Source organism: Desulfovibrio sp. 86, assembly GCF_902702915.1.
GTDB lineage: Bacteria > Desulfobacterota > Desulfovibrionia > Desulfovibrionales > Desulfovibrionaceae > Desulfovibrio.
The window spans coordinates 1,840,601-1,856,813 of the sequence record NZ_LR738849.1; the positions used below are offsets into that span (position 1 = coordinate 1,840,601).

The window sequence follows — 16,213 nt, forward strand, 5'->3', positions numbered from 1 at the left end:
AGCCGTGTGGAAACAGCGGGTTTGATGTTGCTGAGGGGAGCGCGCAATAAAATGCTGGTCGCGCTGGCATGGGGCGTTCATACCTCGGTTTTGAGGCAATAAGGCGTCAGGTCCGCATTGGGGCCGTGCCGGAAGGTGGGCTGGAAAAGGGGGGGTGACGGCGCATGCCTGGTAACGGGCGGTTGGGCCGTGGGCAAGCAGCGTACAGCGCGGCCGGGCAAGGTCGCCACAGCCACGGGAACGTGGAATTGGGGTGCTGGTTCATGGCTTTACAGAAAATGAACAAGCCATGCCTGCACATGTGCAGCACTTCGCCAGTCTGCCCGGAAGAGCAGATACGGCGGCGCATGGCATTCTTCTGAAGTCGCGCGACTCGGCTTCAGGAGACATTTAACCGGAAAGATTTACTGTTTGTACTCTTCGTCGCGCATTTCCGCAATAAGAGATGTCAGGGTGCCGGTTTGCCGCATAAGCTCGCCAACGGCCCGTGACGCCTCGCTCATGGCCTGGGCCATTTGCTGCACGGCTTCGTTGACCGTGGAAATGCTGCGGTTGATCTCGTCGCTGGCAACTGACTGCTGTTCGCTGGCCGCGGCAATGGCATTGACCTGATCCGCCGCGCCTTCAACGGTGGTGACAATCTCGCCCAGGGCCTGACCGGACTGGTTGGCGAATCCCGTGGCCTTGCTCACCTGGGCGGCCGCAGTGCCCATGGCGGCCATGCTTGTGGCCGTGCTCTCCTGAATGGCCCTGATGGCATTGCCCACATCATGCGTTGAAATCATGGTTTTTTCGGCCAGCTTGCGCACCTCGTCGGCCACAACCGCAAAGCCGCGTCCGGCGTCTCCGGCCCGTGCCGCCTCGATGGCCGCATTGAGGGCCAGCAGGTTGGTCTGATCGGCAATGTCGGAAATGACGTTCATGATATTGCTGATGGACTGGGCCTGGGCATTGAGCTGTCCCATATTTTCCGTGAGTCGCAGAGAAACCTCATGCACCTGACTTATGCTGTGGACGGCCTGTTCCACTATGCTGGCTCCAGCCACCGCCTTTTCGCGCGTATCAAGCGATGCCGCTGACGCCTGGGCGGCGTTGCGGGCCACGTTGTGCACGGTGGCGTTCATCTGGTTCATGGCGCTGGCGGCCTCGGCCAGCCGCCGGGCCGAGGCGACCGCCCCCCTGTCGGACTGCTCGATGCGCGCAGAAAGCTGGGTGGAGGCAGCGCTCACGGCCTCGGCAACCCGCTCGAGCTTTTGGGCTGCGGCAAGCATTGCCGCTGTTTTCTTTTTGGCGTTTTCTTCCGAGGCTTCCGCCTTGGTCAGGGCTTCCGCCGCCATGCGCGACTGCTCCACGGCCTTTTCCGATTCACGGCGTGACCGTGCTATGTGCTTTTGCAGGGCCTCCACCATGGCGACGATGTCGGCGTAGACGCCGCGCCGTGACGTGTCGTTGTCCATACTGTAATCGCCTCCGGCCACCCGCCGGGCGATAAGGGCCAACTGGCCGGGGTCCTTGCCGAGTTGTCTGCTGAGGGATCGCGTGAGATACATGCAAATGCCAGCCGCGCAAATGATGGCGATAGCGGCCAGAATCAGGGAAGTGGCGCGCGCCTGTTCGCCAATGGCCGAGGCCTCGGCCGCAGCCTGCTGGCTGCCGCTGACGTTGCGCTTGACAAGTTCGGCGCAGGCCTCGGCCATTTTGTCAAAAAGGGGGCGGTATTTGCCGTCAAAGGTGGATGCCGCCAGCCCGCGCCGACCGTTGAGCATGCTTTTGATCATCCCTTCGCGCACTTCGGCGGCCTCGGCGGACAGGGCGTCAAGGCGCTCTATGAGTTCCTTGTCCGTGCTGGCAAGGCCTGCGGGCAGGGTCTGCATGAGCGTGAGAAATGCGTCGCGGTTTTCCTGCATGATTTGCAGGGACTGCTGGATTCTCGCCTCATACTTGCGGATTTCGTCCGCATAGTTTTGCGACATGATGGCGGCGAGGTCCGCCCGAACGGCATTGAGCTGGATGTTCATGGCCTGGACGGCGATGACCGCTGGCAGCCACGTGCTGTCGATTTCACGTACCCGTGCGTTCATTGCGTCGAGATTTTTGATGGCAACGCCTGAAAGAACAAGAAGTATGGCGATGACAGACAGGAACGACAGCGTAAGTTTGACGCCCAACTTCATTGGCTCTCCTTCACGATGGCCGGTGTACGGTGCGGGACTCGCGTCCTGCATCTGACAAAAAAAGCCCGACAGACCATACTGCGGGCTACTCGGCCATTCCGTCTTGACACGGAATGTGGGGGGATGCCGTCCGCTGGAGCCCTGTCCTGACTGGCAAAGGCAGACGGGCGCGGATTAAGAGCGGACGCAGAGGCCCGACCCTTGTAAATGTAGCTGTGATCTATGCGTTTTTTTGTAGCAGCCTCTGCGGCATTCCGCAACCGGGGAATGGCAAAACACCCTGAAAAATTAAGAAAAAGTGCGGGATAAAAAACAAGCCCCATTCGGCCTTGGGGCTTTATGGGGCTGCATGCAATGCTTTTATGGCGGAGGGGGAGGGATTTGAACCCCCGGAAGGCTCACACCTTCAACGGTTTTCAAGACCGCCGCGATCAACCGCTCTGCCACCCCTCCGCAGGGTGCGCGCGTTGGCGTTGTACAAGCTAGTAATGTATTCCGTGTTGAAATTCAATAGAACATTTCCAGGGTGGCGACTCTGGCGGCTGCGCGAAAAACAGCGGCGCGCTCTCCCCAAGGGGAGAGCGCGCCGTAAAAACTTAGTTACGCCAAATTTATTTGATGGCGTCTTTCAGTCCCTTGCCGGGCGTGAATTTGGCAACCTTGCTGGCCGGAATGGTGATTTCCTTGCCAGTGCGGGGGTTGCGACCCTTGCGGGCGGCACGTTCCACAACCTTGAAGCTGCCGAATCCGGTAAAGGTCACGGATTCGCCAGAGGCCAAGGCTTCACGCAGGGAAGCCACTACGGCGTCAAGGGCTTCTTCAGCTTTAGCCTTGGTGGGAAGGCCGGCTTTGGCATGGATTTTTTCAACGAGCTCAGCTTTAGTCATGATGCTTCTCCATAAAGGATTTCGGTTTGTTCCCTGATTGATGCCATATTGGGGCACACGCAACGGTATGACCATAAGGCGGTGGCCCGACGGGCCGATCTCGCATGGGATAGTCACGGATATGCCAACCCGGCATCGCCGCGCCATGGGGGATTTTGAACATTGACGTTTTTTGCGCCGTCAGACTGTTGTCTCATTACGTTAGCGCAGTTTTTCTGTCAACGAAAAAGCGTAAAATGCGCGCCGTTCAAGCTTTTTGGCTCGCGAAACCAAAAGAAATCCGTTCTGGCAAGGCTGCGCGCACGATCATGATTACTGATAGTCTGATGAAATATTTGAAAATAAGAATTATAACCTACAAATCTACCAGGGTTACTTCGCTTTCCGTCATTTTTCGGCCAAGAAACAGGCCGCCAGTGCGGATAAAACGGGCCACGTGGTCTGTGGTCAGAAAATGGCTTTGCCCCAGGTGCTTTCCTGTGGCATCGCTGTCAGCGGTCGCCCTGTCCGGGTGCAGCAGATGCAGAGTGTTCAGCTCCCGCGCCACAAATTCCGCTGTGGTGGCGGCGGAGTCCACAATATGCACGTCCGGCCCCACAACCTGACGCAATGCGTCCTGAAGCAGGGGGTAGTGCGTGCAGCCGAGCACCAGGGTGTCGGGCAGAAGCGCGGCGTCATTGGCGGTCTTATTATCCGGCGCATCAAAAAGCCCTTCAAGGTAGCGGCGGATGATGCCTTCAACCAGGGGGCCGTTCATCCAGCCCTCTTCGGCCAGCGAGACAAAAAGATTGCACGCGCGCGTCAGAACCACGGCATCGGGGCGGATGCGCGTAATGGCCTGCTGATAGGCCCCGCCGTTGATGGTGGCCTCCGTGGCCAGCACCAGGATGCGTCCGTTGCGGCTGGCCTCTGCCGCTGCCTGTGATCCTGGTTCCACCACGCCCAGAACGGGCAGGGGAGCAAAATGCTCACGCAAAGCGGGCAGGGCAGCCGCTGTGGCCGTGTTGCAGGCGATCACCAGCATCTTGACGCCCATGTCCACCAGCTTTTGCGCGGCGCTGAGCGTATAACGGATGATGGTGTCACGGCCCTTTGTGCCATAGGGCAGCCGGGCTGTGTCGCCGAGGTAGAGCAGATCTTCGCCGGGCAGGCGCTTGGCCAGAGCCTTGAAAACGGTAAGGCCGCCCATGCCGGAGTCAAAAAGTCCAATGGGCAGCCGGGAATTCGAATCCATGCCATATCCTTTGAATGGGCCGCCCCAGACAAAGGCAGGCGGCCGTTAGAAACCTTGGCCCAAATACCGTATGGCTGTAAAGAGCAAAATGGCCGCCAGAAGGCATTTCAGCAAAGTGGCGGGCACGTATTTCTGGCAGCGTGCGCCAAGATACATGCCGCACATGCCGCCCAGCCCCACCAGCAGGCCCATGCGCCAGTCGGGCGCGACAGCCATGTCCGGATAAAAGGGGGCCAGCAGAAAGTAAAAGCTCACCCCTGCCACTGATGTGAGAAAGGTGGCAAAAAGTGTAGCTCCGGCCACGGCATAAACCGGAAGCGCAAAAAAGGAAACCAGAAAAGGAGCCATGATGGCGCCGCCGCCTATGCCGTATATGCCGCCCACAAGGCCGACGGCAAGGCTGAGCAGGGCCAGTTTGCGGGTGGAAACGGTATGGTTTTTTTCCTGAAAAACAAAAACAAGGGCGCGGGTGTTCCACACAAGCACGGTGCAACGGTCTGTGGCCGGCTGCCGACCTGCGGGGTTTATTGCCGCCGAGCCGCCCGCCCGCATGCTTTCCGTCTTGTTGTGCCGGGCCTTCCAGGTGGTAAGGGCCATGCGCCCGCCGACATACAGCAGTACCAGCCCCGCGAATATCTTGAAATTTGTCGGGTCTGGCAACCAGTTGATGCGGATGAGCGCCCCGAAAAAAACCCCCGGCAAGGTTCCGACGGCCACGGTGAGGGTCAATGGCCAGACAAGCCTGCCCTCACGCCAGTAGCGCCAGACGCCGGGCGGACAGGCCAGCACGTTGAAAAACTGGTTGGTGGCGCTGACGCTGGGGTTCACATAGCCAAGTACGCTCATATGAAAGGGGAGCAGAAGGAACGCGCCCGAGATGCCGCCCATGGACGTAAAAAAAGATATGCCCAGGGCAACACCAAAGGGCAGCAGCGGGTTGCATTCGATGCCGGCAGTGGGAAAATACATGACGGCCCCCGGGTTTTGTAAAAATAGCATTATAAAAAAATATTAAAAAACAGTAGAATAAGCGTATCGCTCTTCACGGTTTATATAATAAGCGTGATTTTAACTCTTGTCACTAGATAACACTTGAAATGCTCGCGTACGGCAGGCAAAAGCCCGCCTACTCGCATTTCGTGGCAAGGATTTTTCAGAAAAATCCTTGCATGGCATTTAACTCATTTCATTCGTAAACTGCTCTAGGGCAGGTGGGCGTGCGGCGGCGTGTTGCCTGAAAACGCTGTTTCTGCTGCCCCATGCTCCAGGTCGGAACGCCATAAAATGTATTGAAATACCCCTGCCAAAAAATTTTAGGGAAGCGCTGATTAAAGAGCCTTCTGGAAACGCGCTGGTATTTCCTTTGGCAAGACGCGATCTTTTTATGAAGCAGGAGTGGGCACTTCCGTCCTCGACGGTTTCAAAAAAGTGAAGCAAGTCCGCCAAACGGAATAGATCCGCGCTTCCCTAAAAATAAGAGTTTTGGGGGGAGGGGGCGTGGGGGAGGAGACCTTTTTACAAAAGGGTCCCTCCCCCACAAAGCAGTGCAACGCGCCGCCGCCAGGGCGGATGACGGCGCGTTGCCTGTCGTCCTGCAAAAATGTATGCTTGCGGCTTCTCCGCGCACAAGGCAGTCGGGGCTTTGGCCTGGGCTGCGCAACACAGTAAGGAAGCACCATGCTGGCCATTCTGGATTACAAGGCAGGCAATCAGACGAGCGTGCGCCGCGCTCTGGAGCATCTCGGCATACCCTGCGCCATAACGGCGGACCCCGCAATGCTCGAAAGCGCCGGGGGGGTTATCTTTCCTGGCGTGGGTGCTGCGGGGCAGGCCATGGGCGCGCTGGCGGAATCCGGCATGGACGAAGCCCTGCGGCAGGTTGTGCGCAGGGGGCAGCCCCTGCTCGGCATATGCCTTGGCTGTCAGATCCTGCTGCAACGCAGCGAGGAAAACGACACCACAACCCTTGGCATCGTGCCCGGCATCTGCCGCCTTTTTGAAAACGACATGGTGCAGGAGGACGGCACCCCTGCGCCCGTGCCCCACATGGGCTGGAACAGTCTTGAGGCCGTAGCGCCCTGCGTTCTGCTTGAAGGCATAGAGCCCATGGCGGAATACTACTTTGTGCACAGCTATTATGTGGAGCCCGATCCTGCGCTTGTGCTGGCCACCACCACCTACGGGCGCACCTTCTGCTCGCTGTACGGCCGCGAGGGCCTCTGGGCCGCCCAGTTTCACCCGGAAAAAAGCGGACGGCCCGGCCTGAACCTGCTGCGCAATTTTTACAAGTACTGCCAGAATTCGCGGGAGGCGCGCCATGCTCAGTAAGCGGGTAATACCCTGTCTGGACGTGCGAAATGGCCGTCTGACCAAGGGCGTCAAGTTTGTGGGCAACGAGGACATAGGCGATCCTGTGGAAAGCGCGCGCCGGTATTATGAAGAAGGTGCGGACGAAATCGTTTTTTATGACATCACGGCCTCGGCCGAGGCTCGGGGCATTTTTCTGGATGTGGTGGAGCGCGTCGCGGAACAGATTTTCATTCCCTTTGCCGTGGGCGGCGGTATTTCCAGTGTGGCCGACATGCGCGCCGTGCTGCTGGCCGGGGCGGAAAAGGTCTCCATAAATTCGGCGGCGGTCAAGGACCCCCATCTCATCAGCCAGGGGGCCGACGCCTTTGGCTCGCAGGCCATAACGGTGGGCATGGACGTGCTGGCCGTGCCCGTGAGTCCGGAGATTCCGTCCGGGTATGAAATTGTCATCCACGGGGGCCGCAAGCGCATGGGGCTGGACGCCATTGCCTGGGCGCGCCGCTGTCAGGAACTGGGCGCGGGCGAACTGTGCGTCAATTCCATTGACGCGGACGGCACCAAGGACGGCTATGAACTCAAACTGACCCGCGCCATTGTGGATGCCGTGTCCTTGCCCGTCATCGCGTCGGGCGGGGCGGGCGAGCCGCGTCACATGCTGGAAGCCGTGACCACGGGCGGGGCTTCGGCGGCCCTCATTGCCTCCATTGTGCACTACGGGCAGTACAGCATCCGCGAGTGCAAGGAATACATGGCCGCGCACGGGGCCAAGATGCGCCTGACCTGGTAGGCCGGGCAGCGTGAAGAGGTTTTGGATGGGGGCCCGCGCGGCCCCCGCGCGCTTTTTTTATGGCGCTGTTGCGCCGCATGCACACGCCCCTTCCTTCAGGAACGCCAGAGAAAAGCCAGAGGAGCGCCAGAGGGGCATCAGAGGAGCGCCAGAGGAGCGCCAGTATCACATGACCCACAAGCACCACTTCACAAAGGCCCGTGGGGGGGCAGCCGTCAGCGCGACGGAAGACGCCCCGGCAACCGGGTTCACGGAAACGCCCCAGGCTCTGTCCCCGGCTCAATATCTGCCCCAGGCCCAAGGTCTGGCCCCTGCCCAGGCTCTGCCCCAGGAACTGGCGCGGCGGCTGCGGGCCCTACCGCCGCTGGTGGTGGCTTTTTCCGGCGGCATAGACAGCCGCTTTCTCAGTCACGCGGCCTTGCTGAGCGGGTGCGACGTGCTGGCAGTGCATGCGCGCGGCCCGCATATCCCGGCTGGCGAAAGCGCCCACGCGCTCGCCTGGGCCAGGAGGCGCGGCCTGCCCCTGCTGGTGGTGGATTTTGACCCCCTGTCCCTGCCCGAGGTGGCCACCAACAGCCGCCAGCGCTGCTATGCCTGCAAAACGGGCCTGCTGGCGGCCATCGGGGCGGCCCTGGCGGAGGTCGGGCAGCAGGGGCGCATTGTTTGCGACGGCAGCAACGCTGATGATCTTGTGGCTTTCCGGCCCGGCCTGCGCGCCTTGCAGGAGGCGGGCGTGGTTTCGCCCCTTGCGGAATCGGGCATGGACAAGGCCGCCATCCGCGCGGCGGCACGGGCCACAGGGCTGGATGATCCCGATCAGCGCGCGCGGCCTTGCCTGCTTACCCGGCTGGCCTATGGTCTTGAGCCGGATGCGGACGTGCTGGCGGGTCTGGCCGCTGCCGAAGAAGCGCTGGCAGGGCTGGTACTACCGCAGTTTTCGGAAAAGGCCCCCGCCGCAGCAGGCGCGGCACACGGGGAAGACGTCGCGGGCCACGGGGCTGAGGCTGAAAAAATTGTTTCGCCCTTGGGTGATCTGCGTCTGCGGCTTACGCCAGCCCCCGTGCTTCAGGTGGAGGCGCTGCCCCCGGAGCTTGCGGGCCGGGTGCAGGAGATTCTTGCCCAACACGGATTTACCAACTGCGAGCTGCGCGTGGGGCAGGGCATCAGCGGTTTTTATGACAGTCAGGCCCCCACTCTGGACTGAGTGCAAATCGCCAAGGCCTTTGTCTGCGTCAGCGTGGCGCGGAGCATAAGGCGGCGCGCGGCCTGTTTTTTCTGCCCCGGAGCGGTGCCCAAAAGGGAAAAATTTGGCGTAGCCTTGTGCAAAAGCGCGCCCGCCGCGCATTCCGGCCATATGGGGCTGGACTTTGCAAAAGAAAGAGCCTATGAATACCGACTTATATCAATGGGGCTTACCCCGGAGGAAAACATGGCTCACAAAAAGATCGAACGTAAGAAAGAACTTGCCCGTCGCCGTCATCGTCGCGCTCAGCGCCTCAAGCAGCGCGTGCGTGAAGCCAAGGCTGCCGCCTAGGCTCAGGTTTTTTGATGAGGCCCGCAGGGCCGTGTCGCCCTAGAGCTTTTTCTTGGTGAAACTGCTCTGGCGGCTGCGTGAGCAGGCGCTCGCCGTGAAGGCGCGGGCGCGGTTCATCCGCGCTGGCAAGCGTCATAACTGGCGTGTCGTACTTTTGGGAATGTATGTTCTCAAGGGTGCTCTGCCCAAGAGGGGGCTGCATCGGCAGCAGCCCTCTTGTGTCATGTGCAAGTTTGAGCAGGTTGTGGCGCGCGTAGGTTATGCGCGTGCATTTCCGTCGCCGGAGGGGATTTGTGCTCCCCGGCGAGGCGGGCCTGGGCATTTGACGGGCGGCGCGGTCGTAACAAAAACAGTGTTTAGCCGTCTTTAGCGTAATCATGCCTATTTACGAATATCAGTGTCCCCAGTGTCAGCACCGCTTTGAGGAATGGGTAAAAAGCCCCTCCGCCCAGGGCGAGGAGCCTTGCCCCAAATGTGGCACGGCCTCGCCGCGCATCATGTCGCAGACTTCATTTGTCCTCAAGGGCGGCGGCTGGTATGTTGACGATTATGGCTACCGCAAGGGCATAAAGGAAGAAGGCGCGTCTTCAGCGTCTTCCACCTCATCTGAAGGGTCTTCGGCGTCCGGCGCGGGGGAGGCTTCATCCGCGCCAGCAGGCGGCGAGAAAACCGGCGGCAGCGCCGCGCCTACCCCGGCGTCAAATGCGCCTGCTGCCGCTCCTGCTCCCACGCCAGCCTCAACGCCAGCCCCTACAACCGCGGCCCCCAAGGCCAGCGCCGCCAAACCGGCTCCATGAGGCAGTCATGATCGAACGCTACTCCCGCCCCGAAATGAGCAATATCTGGACGTTGCAGAACCGCTATCAGGCATGGCTTGACGTTGAAGTGGCCGTGTGCCGGGCCTGGAGCGAAATGGGCCGCATCCCGGTCGAAGCCGTGGAAAACATCAGCGCCAAGGCGTCCATCGACGTTGACCGCATTCTTGAAATTGAAGAAGTGACCCGGCACGACGTCATTGCCTTTCTGACCTCGCTTGAGGAAAAGGTGGGCCCTGACGCCCGGTACATCCATCTTGGCTGCACGTCGTCCGATATTGTGGACACGGCCAATGCCCTTTTGCTGGTGCAGGCTGGCGAGCTTATCCTCAAGGATATACGCGCGCTTTTGCAAAGCATTGAAACCCTGGCCCGCCGTCACAAGGGGCAGCTGTGCATGGGCCGCACCCACGGCATCCATGCCGAGCCCACCAGCTTCGGCCTCAAGATGGCCGGGTTTTACGCCGAATTTTCACGCCATCTGGAGCGGGTGCAAGCCGGACTCGAAAGCGTGCGCGTCGGCAAGATTTCCGGCGCGGTGGGCACCTACGCCTTTCTGTCGCCCGAACTGGAACAGCGCGCCCTGACCCATCTGGGCCTTGGGGTTGACCCGCACTCCACCCAGATCATCCAGCGCGACCGCTACGCGCACTTCTTTACCTCGCTGGCCATTCTTGGCGGCGGCATAGAGCGCCTTTGCGTTGAGCTGCGCCACCTGCAGCGCACCGAAGTGCTGGAAGTGGAAGAGGGCTTTGCCAAGGGGCAAAAAGGCTCTTCGGCCATGCCGCACAAAAAGAATCCCATTTCCGCCGAGAACATGACCGGGCTTTCACGGCTGTTGCGCTCCAACGCCCTGGCCTCTCTCGAAAATCAGGCCCTCTGGCATGAGCGCGACATCAGCCACTCTTCGGTGGAGCGCGTGATCATGCCCGATTCCACCATCCTGGCGGACTATATTCTCACCCGCCTTACCCGCCTTCTGGACGGGCTGGTGGTCAAGCCCGAGCGCATGCTCGAAAATATGGACCGTTCTTTTGGCCTGTATTTTTCGCAGCGTGTGCTCACGGCCCTTATCGCCACCGGCATGCCGCGCCAGCAGGCCTATGAGGCCGTGCAGCGTCTTGCCATGCAAAGCTGGGAGACCCGCGTGGCCTTTCCCGATCTTGTGCGGGCCGACGCCGACATGCGCACCCGCCTCGGCGAGGCCGCGCTTGATGAGCTTTTTGATCCCTCCTATTATCTGCAGCACGAGGACGAAATTTTCGCCCGTGTGTTCGACAGCAAACCCGTATTGAGCTAGCCGAGGTCATGATGCGCGCCGGTCAAGAACAGATGATGGAACTCAAGCGCCGTCTGGCGCGTCTGCTGGTGGAAAAATCTTATCGTGAAGGCGATTTTGTGCTGGCTTCGGGCCGCCGAAGCGACTATTATTTTGACTGTCGCGTCACGGCATTGCATGCCGAAGGCTCCTGGCTTATCGGCAACCTGTTCAACGATATGCTCAAAGGCCTTGATATCAAGGGCGTGGGCGGCATGACTCTTGGGGCGGACCCGCTGGTTTCCGCCACAACCGTCATTTCACACGAACAGGGTCGGCCTCTGCATGGCCTCCTGGTGCGCAAGGAGGCCAAAGGCCACGGCACCGGACAGTATGTTGAGGGACTTGGCAATTTTAACGCTGGCGATCAGGTCGCCATGCTTGAAGATGTGGTCACTACGGGCGGTTCGCTGCTCAACGCCTGCCACAGAGTCACCGACGCGGGGCTGAATATCGTCGCCGTGTGCGCAATTCTGGACAGGGAAGAAGGTGGCCGCGAAAAGCTCCGTGAGGCGGGATATGAACTGCTTGCCCTCTTCACCCGCGCGGAACTGGTGGCCCTTGCTCGCTGAGCCTGCCAGCCCTGAGGGCTGGGGCGCGGTCAGACGGGCCGCGTTCCGGTATTTGCGCATAGTTTCCCGTTTTGCCGTGCGCGGGCTTATGGGCTTCATGCTGGCGCTTTTGTGCGCCCTGGCCCCACGTTCCGCATATTCTGCGGAATGGCAGCCCACGCTGTACAACGAGGGGCTGCCTTCGCATCTGGTGGCTGTGGACAAGAACCGCCAGACCTTCATGTTTTTCGAAAAAAAAAGTCCCTTCAAACTCCGCTACGCCTACCCCTGCACCACTGGCCAACTGCCCGGCGACAAGCAGTCCCTCAATGACCTGCGCACCCCGGAAGGCATCTATTTTGTGGAATACAAAATTGCCAGCGGGCTGGACTTCAAGGAATACGGCGGCATAGCCTATACGCTCAACTATCCCAACCCCGTGGACAAGCTGCGCGGCAAAACCGGGCACGGCATCTGGATTCACAGCAAGGGGCTGGGCATCGAACCCCTTTCCACGCGCGGCTGCGTCGCCATCGGCCTCAAGGAAATTGACGAGGTGGGGCCCAACCTTGTACCAGGCACGGCAGTGGTGCTGGCTGAAAAGCTGGACGAAACCAGCATGCTGCAGTCCGACAGCGGCACTGCCCGCGAATTGCGCCGCCTCATGCAGGCCTGGAGCAACGCCTGGGCCGCGCGCTCGGATAAAATGTTCGAGTTCTATGACGCCGAGTCCTATACCAAGGCCATGTCCGAAAGCTTTGCCGCTTTCAGGCTCAACAAGGAACGGCTGTTCAAAATCCTCAGTTTTGTCAAGATTTACAACCGCAAGATACATGTGCTCGAAGGGCCGGGGTACTGGGTTACCTGGTCCGAGCAGCTCTATGCGGCGTCCAACCTTTCCTCCGAGGGCATCCGCCGCCTGTACTGGCAGCGCGGCAAGGACAAGAAATTCCGTATCGTCGGCATGGAGTGGGCCCCGCGCGATCTCGGCATGCGCGCCGCGTACCAGCGCGGGCAGCTCGTGGCCGAGGCTCCCTTGCAGGTGGTCTCGGACGCTGACTCCGAAGCGCCACAGCCGCCGCGCCTTGATATGCCCGAAGCCGCCAGCGACATGACGGCCGAGGCCGCCGTGGCCGCGGCTGCCGCCGATAACGGCAAAGTGCACGACAAGGCCGCGCCGGACAAGACTGCGTCGGACAAGACTTCGTCCGAGTCCGTTCCTGGCAAATCCGTGGCTTTGAGTGACCCTCTTGTGCCGCGCCGTTCGTCCACGCCGCCTCCTGCGGAAGTCAACTGGGGCGCACGACCCGCCATGGAAGATTCCGCCAGACTGGCGGCGGAACAGCGCGCAGCCGAAGAACTGGCGCAGCGTCAGCAGGCCGAAGAAGAGCGGCTCGCCCAACAGGCCGCCGAGGCCCGTGCCGCCGAGACCCGCGCTGCCGAGGAAAAGGCGCTGGCGGAAAAAGCCGCCGCTGAAAAAGCCGCCGCCGAAAAAGCTGCTGCTGAAAAAGCCGCTGCAGAAAAACTTGCCGCAGAAAAAGCTGCCGCCGAAAAAGCCGCCCAGGAGGCGCAGGCCAAACTGCTTGCGCAACAGCAGGCTGCGGAAAAGCTCGCGGCCGAGAAATTGGCCGCCGAGAAGGCTGCCGCTGAAAAACTTGCGGCTGACAAGCTCGCGGCTGAAAAACAGGCAGCCGAGCAACAGGCCGCAGAAAAACTGGTCGCCGAAAAACTGGCAGCAGACCAGCGCGCAGCCCAGGAGCCGGCGCCTCAGGCCCCTGCCGCGCAGGATACAGGTCTGACGCCGCAGGTACAGGCGCAATTGCAACAGGCAGTCAGCGGATGGGGTGCGGCCCTGGCCTCGCGTTCGCCCGCGCTCGCCGATTTTTATGACCATGCCCGCTACAACCGTGAACCCGGCGCGCCCCGTGGCCAGTCGTACAACAGCGCCTGGCGCGAGCTTGAGAAGCACCTTGGCGCGCCCTGGCTGCGCTATATCAGCCGCAAGCCCGTTTTCGAGGTGCACGGCAATCTTGCCACCAGCCGGTGCGAAGAGCTCATAGCCAGCCCCGGCGGCATCAGCGAAGGCATCCGTACGCTCTGGTGGCGCAGGGGCAATGACGGCGACCTGCGCATCGTGGCCGCGCAGTTCAAACCGCAGGATATGGGTCTGGCTGCCGACTATCTTGACCAGGTCGGCGGCGCGGTGAGCGAAACCCTTGAGGGTTGGCGCAAAGCCTGGGAAGCGGGCAACCTGGACGACTATATGGCCTATTACACCAGCAACGCCGTGCAGCAGGGCCGCTGGGGGGCCAAAAACATCCGCAATCAGAAGGAAGGACTGTGGGGCCGGGTCAAGCCTACCCAGGTACAGCTTTCGGGCCTGCGGCTCGTGGTGGACAGGCAGGGCATCCGGGCCGACATGAGCCAGACCTATGCCGACAGTTCGGGACACAGCGACCGGGGCACCAAGACATTGCTGCTCCAGTACGACGGCAAGCAATGGCTCATTGCCCGTGAGGACTGGGCCCCAATGCCCGCAGCCACAGGCAACCCCACTGACGTGGCGCAGGCCAGGGGAGCAGAGGAAAGCAGACCTTGAAGTACAAGGAAAGTCTCTCCATCATTTTTATGAGGGATAACGGCCCCCGGCGCAGTTTTCGCGTACGGCGGGGCCTTTTTTACACTGTTTTGTGTTTTTTCGCCTGCCTGCCCCTGCTGAGCGCGGGCCTTGGCTGGCAATGCTGGAAGCTCTGGCAAGACAACGGCCTCCTGCGCGCCAACATGCTGCGCTTCGAAAGCGATTACCAGGAGGCTCAAGCCACTGCAGAACGCCTTGAGCACCTCGAGGAACTGCTGCGCGAGGAAAACGTGCAGGGGCGCACTCTTGCACTGCGGCGGCTTGGCGGTGAAGACGTCGCCAAACCGGGTGAAGCTGCCCCGGCAGACAGGGAAGAGGCCGCAAAGGCTGAAGCGCCGCGCGGCGCTGAAGGGCCGGGGCATGAGGACTTTCCCGCCATTGACCGCGACTACGTCAAGGTGGACAACGTGCAGGTGCGGGCCCTGCGCGGCGGCAAACTGCGCATGGCCCTCGATTTGCGCAATACCGACAATCAGCGGCTGGCCTCCGGCTCGGTTTCCGGAACCCTGCTTACCGCTGACGGCTCCAAACACCCCCTGAGCTTTGACCCGGAAAATGTGGGCGATTTCCGCATCAGCCGCTTCAAACGCACTGTCATTGTGGTGCGCCTGCCAGGCCGACTCAATCTCGTGAACGCCCAGGTCATCCTTGAAGTGCGCAACCAGGACGACAGCGTGGTGTTCCGCAATATCTTTCCCGTGGAACAGTAGATTTGAGTATTTTTGAAATATTTCGTGGGGAGATGCTTTGTGGGGGAGGGACCCTTTTGCAAAAGGGTCGCCTCCCCCACGCCCCCACCCCCTAAAACTCTTGTTGTATTTTAGTATGCTACAAAGAGTTTGCTGATCTGAAGCGGTGGTTCCAGAGGCCGCGCCCTTCCGGCATCACTCCATATCAAAACACGCTGCAAAAGCCTGCACATAACCCTGCCCTGCTGCATCATTCCGGCTTCATCGGGATGAATATCTCCGTCAGCAGGTCTTCGGGGGCCGTTGTTTGCGGCGAATTGTAGTACGCCTCAAAACCGGGGTCGTTGACAGGTTCCCGCCCGCTCTGCGGAAACCACTGGCCGAAAAGCGAGCGGTAGGCCGGGTGCAGCAGCGCATAGTCCCCTTGCACCTTCACGGCCACGTAGTCGCAGTCGCTGCCAATATGCCGCAAAAACAGTTCCTTGTTGCGCAGCAAATCCCGTATGGCCGGGGTTTCTTCGGTCACGCCTTCGGGCAGGCTCACGCAGACGTCCATGCGGCATTTGTCCTTGGGGGTGACGTCGGGATTGTCATGGCTGACCCCGTAGGCCACCATGCCCGCATGTAAAAGGCCAGCCGGCCCCAGCAGGGAAAACAGATGCAGCCAGGCTGACCCACAGTCGTCGTACGGGCCGGTGTGGCGCATGGCGGCCACCAGCAAGGGCGCGAATTTCGTGACCCGTATTTCCAGCGCGGGCACGCCGACAACCTGGTGATGAAACAGCGGGGCATCGGGGTTCTGTTTGCGCGCCCGCATCAGATGTCCGTCGTTGCGTCGGTACTCGGAAGGCAGCGCGGCAAAGTGGGCGCGAAAAGCCCTGGTGAACGCGTCCACGCTTTCATAGCCAGCATCAAGGGCTATGAGGGTAATGGGGTCGCGCGTATGGGCCACCTGCTGGGCCGCCCTTTCAAGAAGCAGACGGCGCACATAGGCGGCGACGCTTTCCCCCATCATGGACGAGAAAATACGGTGGAAATGGTAGGGGGAAAAGCAGGCGATTTCCGCAAGTTGCGCAAGGTCGGGCCGGGAGTCGAGATTGCTTTCGATATGCCGCAGCACACGGTGCAGGCGCTCCTCATATGACAATGTGTTCATGCTGCTCCGTGGGGGACAGTCTGTTTGGGTGTGGTTGTTGGGGTGGGCGGGTTTCTGTCAGGGTGAACGGAACCGCAAAAAAAGTCGAGCGTGTTTACGCGCGAAAGTGCAGGATGCAGA

13 protein-coding genes and 1 tRNA gene are annotated in these 16,213 nt (G+C 60.7%); 8 read left to right on the plus strand and 6 right to left on the minus strand.

Annotation, left to right across the window (positions count from 1 at the left end; translation table 11 throughout):
• Positions 1 to 404: 404 nt before the first annotated feature.
• From DESU86_RS07640 to DESU86_RS07660, 5 genes are all read right to left on the minus strand, one after another.
• Positions 405 to 2,174, minus strand: coding sequence for a methyl-accepting chemotaxis protein (locus DESU86_RS07640; RefSeq protein ID WP_179980508.1), 1,770 nt, complete (start codon positions 2,172 to 2,174; stop codon positions 405 to 407).
• Positions 2,175 to 2,537: 363 nt separating this feature from the next.
• Positions 2,538 to 2,627: transfer RNA gene (locus DESU86_RS07645), tRNA-Ser, on the minus strand.
• 158 nt (positions 2,628 to 2,785) lie between these two features.
• On the minus strand, positions 2,786 to 3,061 hold the full coding sequence (locus tag DESU86_RS07650; RefSeq protein WP_022659096.1) for an HU family DNA-binding protein: 276 nt from the start codon (positions 3,059 to 3,061) through the stop codon (positions 2,786 to 2,788).
• A gap of 355 nt (positions 3,062 to 3,416) precedes the next feature.
• Positions 3,417 to 4,295 carry a glutamate racemase gene (gene murI / locus DESU86_RS07655; protein WP_179980509.1) on the minus strand — a complete coding sequence of 293 codons (879 nt, stop codon included), beginning with the start codon at positions 4,293 to 4,295 and terminating at the stop codon, positions 3,417 to 3,419.
• Between the two features lie 45 nt (positions 4,296 to 4,340).
• Entirely contained in the window at positions 4,341 to 5,264 is a 924-nt protein-coding gene (locus tag DESU86_RS07660) for a sulfite exporter TauE/SafE family protein (RefSeq protein WP_179980510.1), read from the minus strand.
• Positions 5,265 to 5,972: 708 nt separating this feature from the next.
• On the opposite strand from DESU86_RS07660, the gene hisH reads away from it, so the two are divergent.
• The 8 genes from hisH to DESU86_RS07700 all read left to right on the plus strand — a co-directional run bounded on the left by hisH (position 5,973) and on the right by DESU86_RS07700 (position 14,958).
• Positions 5,973 to 6,623 (plus strand): imidazole glycerol phosphate synthase subunit HisH, encoded by a 651-nt coding sequence (gene hisH, locus DESU86_RS07665; RefSeq protein ID WP_179980511.1) that lies wholly within the window; start codon positions 5,973 to 5,975, stop codon positions 6,621 to 6,623.
• Entirely contained in the window at positions 6,613 to 7,392 is a 780-nt protein-coding gene (hisF, locus tag DESU86_RS07670; protein ID WP_179980512.1) for an imidazole glycerol phosphate synthase subunit HisF, read from the plus strand. The genes hisH and hisF overlap by 11 nt, the downstream gene beginning before the upstream one ends.
• A 169-nt stretch (positions 7,393 to 7,561) precedes the next feature.
• The gene (locus DESU86_RS07675; RefSeq protein WP_232088296.1) at positions 7,562 to 8,596 is read left to right on the plus strand and encodes a PP-loop family protein; all 1,035 of its coding nucleotides are present in this window, start codon (positions 7,562 to 7,564) and stop codon (positions 8,594 to 8,596) included.
• A gap of 707 nt (positions 8,597 to 9,303) precedes the next feature.
• A complete protein-coding gene (locus tag DESU86_RS07680; RefSeq protein WP_179980513.1) occupies positions 9,304 to 9,723 on the plus strand; it encodes an FmdB family zinc ribbon protein in 420 nt (139 codons plus the stop codon).
• Positions 9,724 to 9,730: 7 nt separating this feature from the next.
• Positions 9,731 to 11,041, plus strand: a complete 1,311-nt coding sequence (gene purB / locus DESU86_RS07685) for an adenylosuccinate lyase (protein ID WP_179980514.1) — start codon at positions 9,731 to 9,733, stop codon at positions 11,039 to 11,041.
• 32 nt (positions 11,042 to 11,073) lie between these two features.
• Entirely contained in the window at positions 11,074 to 11,631 is a 558-nt protein-coding gene (gene pyrE, locus DESU86_RS07690; protein WP_179981761.1) for an orotate phosphoribosyltransferase, read from the plus strand.
• Positions 11,579 to 14,209 (plus strand): L,D-transpeptidase family protein, encoded by a 2,631-nt coding sequence (locus DESU86_RS07695; protein WP_232088297.1) that lies wholly within the window; start codon positions 11,579 to 11,581, stop codon positions 14,207 to 14,209. The genes pyrE and DESU86_RS07695 overlap by 53 nt, the downstream gene beginning before the upstream one ends.
• Positions 14,206 to 14,958, plus strand: coding sequence for a hypothetical protein (locus DESU86_RS07700; protein ID WP_179980515.1), 753 nt, complete (start codon positions 14,206 to 14,208; stop codon positions 14,956 to 14,958). Before DESU86_RS07695 ends, DESU86_RS07700 begins: the two co-directional genes overlap by 4 nt.
• 229 nt (positions 14,959 to 15,187) lie before the next feature.
• Here DESU86_RS07700 and DESU86_RS07705 read toward each other — a convergent pair whose 3' ends face one another.
• On the minus strand, positions 15,188 to 16,093 hold the full coding sequence (locus tag DESU86_RS07705; protein WP_179980516.1) for an AraC family transcriptional regulator: 906 nt from the start codon (positions 16,091 to 16,093) through the stop codon (positions 15,188 to 15,190).
• Positions 16,094 to 16,213 lie beyond the last annotated feature (120 nt).

Excerpts from the sequence above, each read along its gene's own strand:
- DESU86_RS07680 (WP_179980513.1), top strand. The coding sequence starts at position 9,304 with ATGCCTATTTACGAATATCAGTGTCCCCAGTGTCAGCACCGCTTTGAG.
- hisH (WP_179980511.1), top strand. The coding sequence starts at position 5,973 with ATGCTGGCCATTCTGGATTACAAGGCAGGCAATCAGACGAGCGTGCGC.
- pyrE (WP_179981761.1), top strand. The coding sequence starts at position 11,074 with ATGATGGAACTCAAGCGCCGTCTGGCGCGTCTGCTGGTGGAAAAATCT.
- DESU86_RS07650 (WP_022659096.1), bottom strand. The coding sequence starts at position 3,061 with ATGACTAAAGCTGAGCTCGTTGAAAAAATCCATGCCAAAGCCGGCCTT.
- purB (WP_179980514.1), top strand. The coding sequence starts at position 9,731 with ATGATCGAACGCTACTCCCGCCCCGAAATGAGCAATATCTGGACGTTG.
- DESU86_RS07660 (WP_179980510.1), bottom strand. The coding sequence starts at position 5,264 with ATGTATTTTCCCACTGCCGGCATCGAATGCAACCCGCTGCTGCCCTTT.
- DESU86_RS07695 (WP_232088297.1), top strand. The coding sequence starts at position 11,579 with ATGAACTGCTTGCCCTCTTCACCCGCGCGGAACTGGTGGCCCTTGCTC.
- hisF (WP_179980512.1), top strand. The coding sequence starts at position 6,613 with ATGCTCAGTAAGCGGGTAATACCCTGTCTGGACGTGCGAAATGGCCGT.
- DESU86_RS07640 (WP_179980508.1), bottom strand. The coding sequence starts at position 2,174 with ATGAAGTTGGGCGTCAAACTTACGCTGTCGTTCCTGTCTGTCATCGCC.
- DESU86_RS07675 (WP_232088296.1), top strand. The coding sequence starts at position 7,562 with ATGACCCACAAGCACCACTTCACAAAGGCCCGTGGGGGGGCAGCCGTC.
- murI (WP_179980509.1), bottom strand. The coding sequence starts at position 4,295 with ATGGATTCGAATTCCCGGCTGCCCATTGGACTTTTTGACTCCGGCATG.
- DESU86_RS07705 (WP_179980516.1), bottom strand. The coding sequence starts at position 16,093 with ATGAACACATTGTCATATGAGGAGCGCCTGCACCGTGTGCTGCGGCAT.